General features: G+C 38.9%; 10 protein-coding genes. All 10 read right to left on the bottom strand.

Going from position 1 to position 14,614, the window contains the following annotated elements; all coding sequences use genetic code 11:
* Nucleotides 1–98: 98 nt before the first annotated feature.
* The 10 genes from tuf to parE all read right to left on the bottom strand — a co-directional run bounded on the left by tuf (nucleotide 99) and on the right by parE (nucleotide 14,504).
* A complete protein-coding gene (tuf, locus tag A9G23_RS03690) occupies nucleotides 99–1,283 on the bottom strand; it encodes an elongation factor Tu (protein WP_065586329.1) in 1,185 nt (394 codons plus the stop codon).
* Nucleotides 1,284–1,352: 69 nt separating this feature from the next.
* The gene (gene fusA, locus A9G23_RS03685; protein ID WP_065586328.1) at nucleotides 1,353–3,455 is read right to left on the bottom strand and encodes an elongation factor G; all 2,103 of its coding nucleotides are present in this window, start codon (nucleotides 3,453–3,455) and stop codon (nucleotides 1,353–1,355) included.
* 114 nt (nucleotides 3,456–3,569) lie between these two features.
* On the bottom strand, nucleotides 3,570–4,040 hold the full coding sequence (rpsG, locus tag A9G23_RS03680) for a 30S ribosomal protein S7 (RefSeq protein ID WP_034915550.1): 471 nt from the start codon (nucleotides 4,038–4,040) through the stop codon (nucleotides 3,570–3,572).
* A gap of 99 nt (nucleotides 4,041–4,139) precedes the next feature.
* Complete coding sequence (rpsL, locus tag A9G23_RS03675) at nucleotides 4,140–4,514, bottom strand: 30S ribosomal protein S12 (protein ID WP_034883792.1); 375 nt, start codon at nucleotides 4,512–4,514, stop codon at nucleotides 4,140–4,142.
* Nucleotides 4,515–4,827: 313 nt separating this feature from the next.
* Entirely contained in the window at nucleotides 4,828–6,138 is a 1,311-nt protein-coding gene (locus A9G23_RS03670; protein WP_065586327.1) for an NCS2 family permease, read from the bottom strand.
* A 193-nt stretch (nucleotides 6,139–6,331) separates the two neighbouring features.
* Entirely contained in the window at nucleotides 6,332–7,906 is a 1,575-nt protein-coding gene (locus A9G23_RS03665; RefSeq protein ID WP_065586326.1) for a TerC family protein, read from the bottom strand.
* Nucleotides 7,907–8,048: 142 nt separating this feature from the next.
* Nucleotides 8,049–9,494, bottom strand: coding sequence for a TrkH family potassium uptake protein (locus A9G23_RS03660; protein WP_065586332.1), 1,446 nt, complete (start codon nucleotides 9,492–9,494; stop codon nucleotides 8,049–8,051).
* A 14-nt stretch (nucleotides 9,495–9,508) separates the two neighbouring features.
* Nucleotides 9,509–10,357 carry a co-chaperone DjlA gene (gene djlA, locus A9G23_RS03655; RefSeq protein ID WP_065586325.1) on the bottom strand — a complete coding sequence of 283 codons (849 nt, stop codon included), beginning with the start codon at nucleotides 10,355–10,357 and terminating at the stop codon, nucleotides 9,509–9,511.
* A gap of 1 nt (nucleotide 10,358) precedes the next feature.
* Nucleotides 10,359–12,587 carry a DNA topoisomerase IV subunit A gene (parC, locus tag A9G23_RS03650; protein WP_065586324.1) on the bottom strand — a complete coding sequence of 743 codons (2,229 nt, stop codon included), beginning with the start codon at nucleotides 12,585–12,587 and terminating at the stop codon, nucleotides 10,359–10,361.
* A gap of 27 nt (nucleotides 12,588–12,614) precedes the next feature.
* Entirely contained in the window at nucleotides 12,615–14,504 is a 1,890-nt protein-coding gene (gene parE / locus A9G23_RS03645) for a DNA topoisomerase IV subunit B (protein ID WP_065586323.1), read from the bottom strand.
* Between the last annotated feature and the right edge of the window lie 110 nt (nucleotides 14,505–14,614).

Raw genomic sequence — 14,614 nt, 5'->3', positions numbered from 1 at the left:
GAAATCATTGATTAGAAAATAAAAAAGGTGCACAAAGTGCACCTTTTTTACTGATGATAAAGCGTATCAATAGCTGCGCTTTATGATAGCAAGTTAAATTACTTAATAACTTTAGCAACAACACCTGCACCAACAGTACGACCACCTTCACGAATCGCAAAACGTAAACCTTCAGCCATCGCGATTGGGTGAATTAATGATACTGTCATTTTGATGTTATCACCAGGCATTACCATCTCTACGCCTTCTGGTAATTCGATAGTACCTGTTACGTCAGTTGTACGGAAGTAGAACTGTGGACGGTAACCTTTGAAGAATGGTGTATGACGTCCACCTTCATCTTTGCTTAAGATATACACTTCTGATTCGAAATCAGTATGTGGAGTGATTGAACCTGGTTTTGCAAGAACTTGACCACGTTCGATTTCTTCACGTTTTGTACCACGTAGTAATACACCAACGTTTTCACCCGCACGACCTTCGTCAAGTAATTTACGGAACATTTCAACACCAGTACAAGTTGTTTTAGCGGTTGGCTTGATACCAACAATTTCAACTTCTTCACCAACTTTGATTACACCGCGCTCAACACGACCAGTTACTACTGTACCACGACCTGAAATTGAGAATACGTCTTCAATTGGTAATAAGAATGGTTTGTCGATATCACGCTCTGGCTCTGGAATATAGCTATCTAATGCTTCAGCTAATTCAACAATTTTGTCTTCCCATGCTGCTTCGCCTTCTAACGCTTTCAGTGCAGAACCACGAATGACTGGTGTGTCATCACCTGGGAAATCATATTGAGATAGAAGCTCACGTACTTCCATTTCAACTAATTCTAATAACTCTTCGTCATCAACCATATCGCATTTGTTTAAGAATACGATGATGTAAGGAACACCTACTTGACGACCTAAAAGAATGTGCTCACGAGTTTGTGGCATAGGTCCATCAGTTGCTGCTACGACTAAGATAGCACCGTCCATTTGTGCCGCACCAGTGATCATGTTTTTAACATAGTCAGCATGGCCCGGGCAGTCTACGTGTGCGTAGTGGCGAGTTGGTGTATCGTATTCAACGTGTGAAGTGTTGATGGTGATACCACGTGCTTTTTCTTCTGGTGCGTTATCGATTTGATCGAATGCACGTGCTTGACCGCCATATTTTTTAGCAAGTACTGATGTAATTGCTGCAGTCAAAGTTGTTTTACCATGGTCAACGTGGCCGATTGTACCAACGTTAACGTGGGGTTTTGTACGTTCAAATTTTTCTTTAGACATCTTAATGTTCCTTTATTAAATCACTTCCCTTAAGTCATTAAGGGAAGCGTTACTTTATTTAGATAAAAATTATTTCGCTTTACGAGCTTCAATAATTGCTGTTGCAATATTTGTTGGTGCTTCATTGTACTTCAAGAACTCCATAGAGTAAGAAGCACGACCTTGAGTTTGTGAACGAAGGTCTGTTGCATAACCAAACATTTCTGAAAGTGGAACTTGTGCTTTGACTGTTTTACCAGTTGCTGTATCGTCCATTCCTTCGATCATACCGCGACGACGGTTTAAGTCACCGATAACATCACCCATATAATCTTCTGGAGTTTCAACTTCTACTTTCATAATCGGTTCTAAAAGCACAGGTTTAGCTTTCATGAAGCCATCTTTAAATGCCATTGAACCGGCAATTTTAAATGCCATTTCTGATGAGTCAACATCATGGTAAGAACCATCAAAGATAGTGACTTCAACATCAACAATTGGGTAACCAGCAAGAACACCGTTTTTCATTTGTTCTTGACAGCCTTTATCAACTGCAGGGATGTATTCTTTAGGAACCACACCGCCAACGATTTCATTGTTGAATTTGTAGCCTTCGCCACCCGCTTCTAATGGTTTGATTTTTAACCATACATGACCGTATTGACCACGACCACCAGACTGACGAACAAATTTACCTTCTTGTTCTACTTCGTTGCGAATGGTTTCACGGTAAGCAACTTGTGGTTTACCTACGTTTGCTTCTACTTTAAATTCACGTTTCATACGGTCAACGATAATTTCTAAGTGAAGCTCACCCATACCAGAAATAATAGTTTGACCCGATTCTTCATCAGTGTGAACACGGAATGAAGGGTCTTCTTGAGCTAGACGACCTAAAGCAAGCCCCATTTTTTCTTGGTCAGCTTTGGTTTTTGGTTCAACAGCAACCGAAATTACTGGCTCTGGGAATTCCATTCTTTCAAGAATGATAGGTGCACTTTCAGCACAAAGTGTATCACCTGTTGTGACATCTTTAAGACCGATTGCAGCAGCAATGTCGCCAGCGCGAACTTCTTTAATTTCTTCACGTTTGTTAGCATGCATCTGTACGATACGACCAAAACGTTCTTTTTTATCTTTAACAGAGTTAAGAACAGTATCACCAGAGTTAACTACACCAGAGTAAACACGGAAGAAGGTTAAGTTACCAACAAATGGGTCTGTAGCAATTTTGAACGCTAATGATGAGAATGGCTCATCATCACTTGAATGGCGTTCTGCAGCTTCACCGTTTTGTAATTCACCTTTGATTGCAGGTACATCAGTTGGTGCTGGTAAATATTCAATAACTGCATCAAGCATGAATTGAACACCTTTATTTTTAAAGGCACTACCACAAGTGACTAAGATGATTTCATTAGCAAGTACACGTTCACGTAATGCAGCTTTCACTTCTTCTTCAGTTAACTCTTCACCACCAAGGTATTTTTCCATTAACTCTTCACTTGCTTCAGCAGCAGTTTCAATTAAGAAAGAACGCCATTCTTCGACTTCTTCAACCATGTCTGCTGGTACATCTTCATAAGTGAATGTTACGCCTTGATCTGCATCATTCCAGTTGATGGCTTTACGTTTAAGTAAATCAACAACACCAGTAAATCCTTCTTCAGCACCGATTGGTAAAACTAAAGGAACAGGAACTGCAGCTAAACGAGTTTTGATTTGATCAACAACACGTAGGAAGTTAGCACCCATACGGTCCATTTTGTTGACAAATGCAATACGTGGAACTTTATATTTGTTTGCTTGACGCCATACAGTTTCAGATTGTGGTTGAACGCCACCAACTGCACAGTAAACCATTACTGCACCATCAAGAACACGCATAGAACGTTCAACTTCGATTGTAAAGTCAACGTGTCCCGGGGTGTCGATGATGTTGATACGGTGTGGTTCGAACTGCTGACCCATACCAGACCAGAATGCAGTTGTTGCAGCAGATGTGATAGTAATACCACGTTCTTGTTCTTGTTCCATCCAGTCCATGGTAGCTGCACCATCATGAACTTCACCAATTTTGTGACTTACACCAGTATAAAACAAAATACGTTCAGTCGTTGTTGTTTTACCTGCGTCAATATGTGCACTGATACCGATATTACGGTAGCGTGCTATAGGGGTTGTACGAGCCATATTAATCCTCTGTTTAGAATCGTTTGCTTAATAAAACATCATTTTGGTTGACTGATAGCAAATAAGGGCTATCAGTCCTAATTCAAGTCACTTATATAAATACAAGTGAGAATATTACCAACGATAATGTGCAAACGCTCTATTAGCTTCAGCCATACGATGAACATCTTCGCGTTTTTTCACAGCGGTACCTTTGTTTTCAAAAGCATCCATAAGTTCATTCGCTAGGCGTAAAGCCATTGATTTATCGCCACGTTTACGTGCAGCATCTACAATCCAACGCATGGCAAGTGCATTACGACGAACTGGACGCACTTCAACAGGAACTTGGTATGTAGAACCACCAACGCGACGAGACTTAACTTCTACAGTTGGTCTTACGTTATCTAGTGCAACTTCGAAAGCTGCTAAGTGGTCTTTTCCACTACGCTCAGCTAATTTATCAAGAGCTGAATATACGATTGATTCTGCGATAGATTTTTTTCCATCTATCATTAAAATATTTACAAATTTCGCCAGTAACTCTGAACCGAACTTCGGATCAGGAAGAATTTTTCTTTGACCGACAACATGACGACGTGGCATTGGAATACTCCGTTTATATGTTATAAATTTTCAGGTTTACCCAAAACTCAAATGAGTTAAATGGAATTGTATAGTTTGGCCTTACTTAACGGAGTTCCATTAAGCTTTAGGTCGTTTAACACCGTATTTAGAACGGCTTTGTTTGCGATCTTTAACACCTGCGCAGTCTAATGCACCGCGAACAGTGTGATAACGAACACCTGGTAAGTCTTTAACACGACCACCACGGATTAAAATTACACTATGTTCTTGTAGATTATGACCTTCACCACCGATATAAGAAGTTACTTCAAAACCGTTGGTTAAACGTACACGACATACTTTACGTAATGCTGAGTTTGGTTTTTTCGGTGTAGTTGTGTAAACACGAGTACAAACACCGCGTTTTTGCGGGCATGCTTCAAGCGCAGGAACGTTACTTTTTGCTTCCTTTAGTGCTCTTGGTTTGCGTACCAGCTGATTAATTGTTGCCATTAATAAGCTCCTGATTAATTAAAATAAATTTAAAATTGCTTTTTAGATACGTAATTAATAACTGTAGACCAAAACCTATGTATATAAGTTTTGGGTCGCAAGATTCTAGTCCCCAGGGGAAATAATGTCAAGTTTTTGCTATCAATAAGTGCTTGATCCTGGTATTAATTATTTATAAGAGGAGGAGCGTTATTTTAATGAAAAAACGGTAGGTTTTAATTTTAGAATTGGATAAACAGTCTATCAACACATACGTTAACTATTTTGGTAAATTTGATATCCCTCATCGTCAGTAACGATGAGGGAGGCGTTTTTAATGATGATCAATAAAAATAAATTTTAAAGCGAATAGTAAAGCAAAAATAATTACGCAAAGATTTAATTGTTTAAATTTACCCGTAAAGGTTTTTAATACCACGTAAGAGATAAAACCAAGCGCAACGCCTTCAGTAATAGCAAAGGCAAATGGCATCATGATTGCGGTAATAAAGGCAGGTGTCGCCTCAGTTAAGTCAGACCAGTTAACTTTAACTAAGCTTGAAACCATTAAAATTCCAACAAAGATAAGTGCACCTGAAGTTGCATAACTTGGTACTAAATGGGCTAATGGCGATAAAAAGGCCACGACTAAGAATAATATACCGACTACCACAGCTGTTAAGCCTGTGCGACCACCAACTGAAATACCAGCTGAACTTTCGATATAGGTTAATACTGATGATGTACCAAATAATCCCCCTAAAGAAGAGCTAAAGCTATCAATTAATAGCGCTTGACGCATTTTAGGGAATCGGCCTTTTTCGTCACTAATTCCGGCTTTATCGGTTAATGCCAAAATGGTGCCCGATGAGTCGAATAGGCTGACAATCATCACAGAAAAAATAACACCCATGATGCCGATATTAAGCGAACCTGCTAGATCAACATGTCCAACAACGCTGGTCACACTTGGTGGCATAGATACAATACCTTGGTAACTGATATTAGGATCTAGCCATAGTGCCAGCAATGTCACAACTAAAATCGAAATTAATACAGCAGCATGAAAGTTGCGAGCCGCTAAAATAACAATGATGAAAAAACCTAGTGATCCTAATAGGACTTTAAGCGATAAGATATTCCCCATCGTTAAGAGTGTGGAAGGTGAAGCAACCACAATCCCCATGTTTTGAAAGCCCATAAAAGCAATAAATAGTCCAATACCGGCACTAATACCTATACGTAAACATTGTGGAATATGTTCAATTAACCAGTGGCGGACTTTAAAGAGTGACAACATAAAAAAGATTAAAGAACCCCAAAATATGGCGCCCATACCAATTTGCCAAGAATAGCCCATTGCACCACAGATACCATAGGCAAAAAAGACGTTAAGCCCCATTGCCGGTGCAAGTGCTATGGGTAAGTTAGCAAATAGGCCCATTAAAATCGTCGCCAACGCAGTAATTACACAAGTTAGTACAAATACCGCAGATTTATCCATGCCGGTTGCAGATAAGATGGATGGATTAACGAAGATGATATACACCATAGTAAGGAAAGTTGTGCATCCTGCAATAATTTCAGTTCCGATAGTTGTTTTTTTTTCTTTCAATTGAAATACTTTTTCAAATATTGAATTCATAAGTTAAAGCCTAATTTAGATTGATAAGCAAGAATAAAAGTTTATAAAGAGTGCTATTTTTACCTAGAGATAAAAATAAAAAAGATGAGGAGCTGTGGCTCCGCACCTTCAGATAAACAGAAATATTACTGCGTTATTATTGCGAGTTATTTATTTTGGTCAAGCCTTATTCTCGTTATTTCGCTGCACTATACTATAACGTTACAGAATCAAGCTTGTTTAACGTGATTTTTACTTTAAGAATTCTGTGGCTTTCTATTTCGGCGACTTCAAATAAATAATCGCCAATTTGCAAGGTTTCACCAATATTGAGTAAATGTTGCGCTTTTTCCATTAATAGACCTGCTAGGGTATGATATTCACGTTTATCATCGATCGGTATTGGTACAAAACGGATGAGTTCCTCAACCGGAATATAACCATTCGCAATCCAGCTATTATCATCTAGACATTGAATATCATGTTTTGCATCAATTTCCTCTTCTTCAGTTGGAAAATCACCAGCAATGGTTTCGATAATATCTGTTACCGAGACAACCCCTTGCATTGAACCAAATTCATCAACTACGAAGGCAAAATGAGTTTTGGCCTTTTTAAATTGCTCTAATGCAACCAATAATGATACGGTTTCTGGAAAGATTAAAGGTTGTTTGATAAGTGAGTGTATATCGGTTGGCGCTGTGCTTTGCAGCACATCTTTTAAAAGGTCATTGACTTGGATAATACCTAAAGGTTCATCAATTGAGTCATTATCGGTGACGACTAAGCGTGAATGAGGATTATCAAAAATTTCTTTTATAATCGCGTCGCGATCGTCATTAATATTGACCATATCAACGTCAAGTCGAGATGTCATAATACTGCTGACTGAACGCTGTGCCAGCCCAAGTACTCGTTCAACCATACTGAGCTCTTGTTGATTAAATACGGACACTTTTTTGTTGGCATCAGAAACGATATCGATAGTGTGATTATCGGGATCTTCTTCAGCATCACCTTTTAATAGGTGTAAAATGGCTTCAGCAGTGCGTTCACGTAATGGTTTTTTATTTAATGCTTTGCGTCGGTTAAAAATAGCTAATTGATTGAAAAACTCGATCATGATTGAGAAGCCAATAGCTGCATATAAATAGCCTTTTGGAATCATAAAATCAAAACCTTCGGCAACCAGGCTAAAACCGATCATCAATAAAAAACTCAAACAGAGGATAACAATAGTTGGATGAGCGTTGACAAAATTAGCCAGTGGTTTACTCGCAACCATCATAATGCAGATTGCTATACAAACGGCAATAATCATCACGGGAATATGTTCAACCATTCCAACAGCTGTAATTACTGAATCAAGTGAGAACACGGCATCGAGCACAACGATTTGAGCAACAACAGTCCAAAAGTGAGAGGTTTTTTTAGGTTTACCATCTTCATTTGATGCACCTTCAAGGCGTTCATTGAGCTCCATGGTCGCTTTGAATAGCAAAAATATGCCACCAATTAGCATGATTAATTGTCGCGCATTAAAACTGAGCCCAGATATCGAAAATAGCGGTGTAGTGAGTGTGACTAACCAACCAGTAAACATTAATAACAATATTCGCGTAATTAATGCAAAGGCCAAGCCTGTTATGCGTGCTTTGTCTCGTTGTTGAGGAGGAAGTTTCTCGGCAAGAATGGCAATAAAAACAATGTTATCAATACCAAGGACGATTTCAAGTACAACTAGAGTGGATAAGCCAATCCAGATTGTAGGATCCATGATCCATTCCATATGTCAGGTGATTACCTCTAATAAATACAGCACATGCTGCGTTATAATTCTGTCTGTAATTGACTAAATAATCAATAAAATATTTATAAAAATTACATTTTTTGTCAAAATTCTTCAGGAAAGTGCGTGTTTAAGTATAAAGTTAGCTTCGCCAAAATGTTGGCGTAAATAAAACCAATAAGGTAAATATTTCTAATCGTCCAAATAACATGTCAACAACCATTACCCATTTTACTATATCACTGACACTGGCAAAATTATCGCTTACACTACCAAGACCAACCCCTAAATTATTCAGTGATGATGCAACAATGTAAAAAGAATCAGTAGTATCAATGCCGGTTGCCATAATAATAAATAAACTGACTAAAAAGACTAATGCATATGCTGAAAAGAATCCCCAAACCGCTTCGATAATGCGTTCAGAAACCACGCGATTATTTAATTTTAACGTATAAATAGCATTAGGGTGGATAAGGCGTTTTAATTCACGTGAGCCTTGCATAAATAAAATTAACACACGAACCACTTTTAAACCGCCACCCGTTGAACCCGCACAACCACCAATAAATGAAGCACACAATAAAAAAATAGGCAAGGATGATGGCCATGTGTTGATATCATCTACTGTAAAACCAACCGTTGCCGCAACTGATACAACTTGCAGGACTATTTTATCTATGCTTATATTCCGTTCTGGTTGATAAAAGTAAATGCCAAATATACAAATCGCTATTAATACAGCCAGAATAAAAATAAAAGTTCTAAACTCTTGATCTCGCCAATAAACCTTAATTGAAAATCCACTTAATGCGGCAAAATGTAGTGCAAAGTTACAACCCGATAAAATTAAAAAGAGAGTGACAATGTAATTGATTGTGGCGCTATTAAAGTAAGCAAGATTATCATCGTGGGTTGAAAATCCCCCCATCGATATTGTTGAAAAGCTATGTGACACTGCATCAAATATATTCATGCCAGCCAGCCAAAGGCAAATTGCACAAAGTGTTGTCAGCAAAATATAAATTGACCAGAGTGTTTTTGCCGTCTCAGCAATGCGAGGGCGCATTTTGCTGTCTTTTTGTGGTCCGGGAATTTCAGCTCGATAAAGTTGCATTCCCCCTACGCCTAACAATGGTAAAATTGCAACGGCTAGTACGATAATACCCATACCACCCAGCCATTGCAGTAATTGGCGATAAAAAAGTAAAGCTTTAGGTAGGTGATCTAATTTAACAATTGTGGTAGCACCTGTTGTGGTTAGACTTGAAAATGATTCAAAAAATGCGGTAGTTAAATTTAAGTTAATATGTGTATCAAAAATAAAAGGAAAGGCGCCGATTGAACCTAGCACAATCCAAAACAGTACGACAATAAAAAAGCCTTCACGCGTGCTTAGTTCATGGCGGTGGTGACGGTTAGGTAACCATAATAAACATCCTAATATCAATGCAGCAAAAAATGAACGAACAAAGATTGCACCAGCACCATCACGATAGATTAAGGCAATAAGTGCCGGTAGTAACATGAAAATCGATAATAGGGCAATTAATAACCCAATAATTCGAAGGATTGAGCGCCAATGCATCATGATGTTAATCTCTATTTAAAACCACGAGATGCTTTGATAAGATCATAAGCCGCTTGAATTTCTTGCGCGCGTTTTTTGGCTGCTTCAAGCATCTCTTTCGGTAAGCCTTTTGAGACTAATTTGTCCGGATGATGTTCATTCATTAATTTACGATAAGCTCTTTTTATTTCCGTGATTTCGGCTGATGAGTTAATACCTAAAACTTTATAAGCATTTTGTAGATCTGATTGTGCTGAACGTCCCTGATAATTGCCGTAATGATTATTACGGTGTTGATATTCATTACGCTGATTTTGCTGGCGGTTATCGTTTTGTTGATGAAAATGATAACTGCCCATCATCATTTGAATATACATTGCCATTTGTTGACGAGGAATATTGAATTCATCAGCCACAATAAATAGGATCTTTTGTTCTTTTTCATCCAAAATCCCATCAACTAATGCGGCTTGAATCAACTGTTCACAAAAGATATTTAATACGTTGCGCCTGAAACGGTATTGCGTATAAAGTTCTTTTAGCCGCAATCGCAAAGGATAGTCACTCGCTTTTCCTCGATTAAAAGAGTCTTGTGCTAGTTTTCGGCTGTTGTTATCGAGTTGTAATCGGTTCATAAATTGTCGAGCAAGATTGATATCATCTTGCGTAACCACGCCTTTTGCTTTACTTAAATGACCAAGGACTTCAAAAACAACTGTTAAGTAAAGTTCTGGGTTTGCTTTGGTTTTTTGTTCGGTTAATTTATTACAAAATTTTTGATAAAGCATTGGACCAATAAATAACCCAATTATAAAACCCCACCCATTTTTTAGTACAAGGCTCAATACAAAGCCTGTGATAATGGCCCAAATAAGAGACATATTATTCGTTTACCTCAATTCGATCTATTTTTTGTAAACCGCGTGGCAAAGCATTTCCTTTACGCGCACGTTCTGCTCTAAATTTTTGTAAATCAGCAGGATTTAGCGTAAGTTTGCGTTTACCAACATATAAAGTTATTGATGTTTCTGATGTAATTAGTTTTATATAAGCAAGGCTATCATCAATCCCTGAAAGGGATATAATTTTATTACCTTTACCTTTGGTCAACTCGGGTAAATCCCGTACAGGAAAGATGAGCATTCGACCTGCTTGAGTAATAGACAGCAGTAAACTATCTTCAGATAGAATTTCCATAGGTGTGAGTATTTTTGCATTATTTGGCAAATTGATAACCGCCTTACCGTTACGGTTGCGAGCAACTAAATTACTAAATTGACAAATAAAACCATAACCCGCACTGGATGCGAGTAAGAATTTTTGATTATCATTTTGACACATCAGCACATGTTCAATCGTTGCGCCCGCAGGTAGCGCTAGTTTACCAGTTAAGGGTTCACCTTGGCTTCGGGCAGATGGTAAGGTATTTGGCTCTATAGCATAACTACGACCTGTTGAGTCGATAAAGATAACTGGCTGATTGCTTTTTCCTTTCGCGGCGACTTTAAAGCTATCACCCGCTTTATAACTTAAACCTGTAGCATCAATGTCATGACCTTTAGCGGTTCTAACCCAGCCCATTTCCGATAAAATCACCGTCACGGGTTCAGATGGTGTTAACTCTTGTTCACTAATAGCTTTAGCTTCTCTGCGCTCAACGATCGGTGAACGGCGCTTATCACCATATTTTTCAGCATCCTCTTTTAGCTCTTTTTTAATTAAATTACTCAGTTTTTTAGGCGAAGCTAACAAAGCTTGCAGATGATCACGTTCTTTTGCAAGCTCACTTTGTTCACCTTTAATACGTACTTCTTCAAGTTTGGCTAAATGACGGAGTTTTAACTCTAAAATTGCTTCAGCTTGAATATCGGTTAATGCAAAACGGCTAATTAATTCTTGTTTCGGTTCATCTTCATTGCGAATAATTTCGATCACTTCATCAATATTTAAAAATGCAATCAATAAGCCATCAAGGATATGTAGTCTTTTTAGAATTTTATCTAAACGATAATTTAGGCGACGAGTGACAGTGGTTTTGCGATATTCTAGCCATTCAGTAAGAATTTCAATCAAGCCTTTGACTGACGGGCGGTTATCAAGCCCAATCATATTCATATTAACGCGGTAACTTTTTTCGAGATCAGTTGTTGCAAATAGATGATCCATCACTTGTTCTAAATCGACTCGATTTGAACGTGGCACAATCACTAAACGAGTTGGATTTTCGTGATCCGACTCATCGCGTAAATCTTCAATTAAAGGTAGCTTTTTGGCTCGCATTTGAGAAGCAATTTGTTCTAGGATTTTAGCGCCCGACACTTGATGGGGGAGATCTGTAATCACAATATCTCCATCTTCTTTTTTCCAAACCGCACGCATACGAATTGAGCCACGCCCTGTTTTATAGATTTTCGCAATGTCATCAGGTGGCGTAATAATCTCAGCTTCGGTCGGAAAATCAGGTCCTTGTATGTGAGCCATTACTTCGCTTAATGTTGCATTAGGTTTATCTGCCAGCATAATTGCGGCATTTGCCACCTCACGAATATTGTGTGGAGGAATATCGGTTGCCATACCAACGGCGATACCCGTTGTACCATTTAATAAAATATTCGGTAGTCTAGCTGGTAACATTTTTGGCTCTTGTAAAGTACCATCAAAGTTTGGTGTATAATCAACCGTTCCTTGCCCTAACTCACCTAATAATAATTCAGCATATTTTGATAAGCGTGATTCGGTATAACGCATGGCAGCAAATGATTTAGGATCATCTGGCGCCCCCCAGTTACCTTGTCCATCAACTAATGGATAGCGATATGAAAATGGTTGTGCCATTAGTACCATAGCTTCATAACAGGCACTATCACCATGAGGATGATATTTACCAAGCACATCACCTACGGTACGTGCTGATTTTTTAAATTTTGCTTGCGCATTTAGACCTAGTTCTGACATGGCATAGACAATGCGTCGTTGCACGGGTTTGAGACCGTCACCAATAAACGGTAGTGCGCGATCCATAATGACATACATTGAGTAGTTTAAATAGGCGCTTTCGGTAAAGGTACGTAGCGACTGGACTTCTACTCCGTCATGAGTTATCTCACTCATTATTGTTCCTCTAAATCATTCTGTTTGTTAGACATCAAGTTCAACTTGATCGCCTTTTTCTTGTAGCCATTCGCGGCGATCTTCTGCGCGTTTTTTGGCAAGTAGCATATCCATTAATGCCATGGTTTGTTCGGCATCATCAAGGGATAGCTGCACTAAACGGCGCGTATTGGGATCCATTGTTGTTTCGCGCAGCTGCAGCGGATTCATTTCCCCTAAACCTTTAAAACGCTGTACATTTGGTTTGCCTTTTTTACGTTTAAGCTGCTCTAAAATACCATCTTTTTCTTCTTCATCTAAGGCGTAATGGACTTCCTTACCCAGATCGATACGATAAAGTGGAGGCATAGCAACGAACACATGCCCATGCTCAACCATGGTACGAAAATGACGAACAAATAACGCACAAAGTAAGGTGGCAATATGTAATCCATCCGAGTCAGCATCGGCTAAAATACAAATTTTGCCATAACGTAATTGGCTTAAATCATTGCTATCAGGATCGATGCCTATAGCTACTGAAATATCATGAATTTCTTGTGATCCTAATACTTCGTCAGATGACACTTCCCAAGTATTTAAAATCTTACCTTTAAGCGGCATAATGGCTTGGAATTCACGATCTCTCGCTTGTTTGGCCGATCCACCCGCAGAATCCCCCTCCACTAAAAAAAGTTCAGTACGACTTAAATCTTGCGATGAACAATCAGCCAATTTACCCGGTAAAGCTGGACCACTGGTTAATTTTTTACGGATGACTTTTTTGGACGCTTTTAAGCGTTTTTGCGCACTGGAAATTACCATTTCAGCTAATAATTCGGCTATTTGCACATGTTGATTTAACCAAAGACTAAACGCATCTTTCACAATAGCCGACACAAATGCCGCACTTTGTCGCGATGACAAGCGCTCTTTGGTTTGTCCCGCAAATTGAGGTTCTTGCATTTTAACCGAAATAACGTAGGCACAGCGTTCCCAAATATCATCAGCAGTTAATTTTAAGCCTCGCGGTAACAAATTGCGAAACTCACAAAACTCACGCATTGCGTCTAACAAGCCTTGACGTAAACCATTAACATGCGTACCACCTTGTACCGTTGGAATTAAGTTAACGTAACTTTCAGTCAATAGCTCTCCACCTTCGGGCATCCAAACTAGTGCCCACTCTACGGCTTCTGTTTCACCCATTTGGCTGCCAGTAAAAGGGATTGGTGGTAATAGTGAGTAACCACTGACAGATTCCATTAAATAATCTTTTAGGCCATCTTGATAACACCAGCGTTGTTCGGTTTTGTTGATTTTATCTTTAAAAACAATATCAAGACCAGGACAAAGCACGGCTTTGGCTTTAAGAAGATGAGTCAAACGTAGGACAGAAAATCGGGGAGAATCAAAATATTTTTCGTCTGGCCAAAAATGTACTTTGGTACCCGTATTACGTCGCCCACACGTACCAGTAACATGCAGATCCTCAACCTTATTGCCGTTTTCAAAAGCTATTTCGTACACTTGACCATCACGATGAACGGTCACATCAACACGTTTTGATAACGCATTGACGACCGAAATACCCACACCATGCAAACCACCTGAAAATTGGTAATTTTTGTTCGAAAATTTACCACCAGCATGTAAACGGCAAAGCAATAGCTCAATTGCTGGCACGCCTTCTTCCGGATGAATATCAACAGGCATTCCTCGCCCATCATCAATGACTTCTAGTGAATTATCTTCATAAAGTGTGACTTTGATTTGACGAGCATGACCAGCGATGGCTTCGTCGACACTGTTATCAATGACTTCCTGACCTAAATGGTTTGGGCGACTCGTGTCTGTGTACATACCGGGGCGATGACGAACAGGATCTAGCCCTTTTAATACTTCAATATCAACGGCATTATAAGTAGATTGCGACATAGATTTTCTATTTACTCTAATAAATGACGGTTATTATACCAACCTTTACACAATAAGACCAAGGTCAATGGCACAGGCGTTCAAGTTAAAATCATCAATCCAATTATCAT

The sequence above is a fragment of the Gilliamella sp. App4-10 genome, assembly GCF_001690495.1.
Taxonomy (GTDB): domain Bacteria; phylum Pseudomonadota; class Gammaproteobacteria; order Enterobacterales; family Orbaceae; genus Gilliamella; species Gilliamella apicola_G.
This window is presented reverse-complemented; position numbering and strand designations above follow the sequence as displayed.

Bases quoted from the DNA above. Each gene is read 5' to 3' on its own strand.
- tuf (WP_065586329.1), bottom strand. From the start codon at position 1,283: ATGTCTAAAGAAAAATTTGAACGTACAAAACCCCACGTTAACGTTGGT.
- fusA (WP_065586328.1), bottom strand. From the start codon at position 3,455: ATGGCTCGTACAACCCCTATAGCACGCTACCGTAATATCGGTATCAGT.
- rpsG (WP_034915550.1), bottom strand. From the start codon at position 4,040: ATGCCACGTCGTCATGTTGTCGGTCAAAGAAAAATTCTTCCTGATCCG.
- rpsL (WP_034883792.1), bottom strand. From the start codon at position 4,514: ATGGCAACAATTAATCAGCTGGTACGCAAACCAAGAGCACTAAAGGAA.
- A9G23_RS03670 (WP_065586327.1), bottom strand. From the start codon at position 6,138: ATGAATTCAATATTTGAAAAAGTATTTCAATTGAAAGAAAAAAAAACA.
- A9G23_RS03665 (WP_065586326.1), bottom strand. From the start codon at position 7,906: ATGGAATGGATCATGGATCCTACAATCTGGATTGGCTTATCCACTCTA.
- A9G23_RS03660 (WP_065586332.1), bottom strand. From the start codon at position 9,494: ATGCATTGGCGCTCAATCCTTCGAATTATTGGGTTATTAATTGCCCTA.
- djlA (WP_065586325.1), bottom strand. From the start codon at position 10,357: ATGTCTCTTATTTGGGCCATTATCACAGGCTTTGTATTGAGCCTTGTA.
- parC (WP_065586324.1), bottom strand. From the start codon at position 12,587: ATGAGTGAGATAACTCATGACGGAGTAGAAGTCCAGTCGCTACGTACC.
- parE (WP_065586323.1), bottom strand. From the start codon at position 14,504: ATGTCGCAATCTACTTATAATGCCGTTGATATTGAAGTATTAAAAGGG.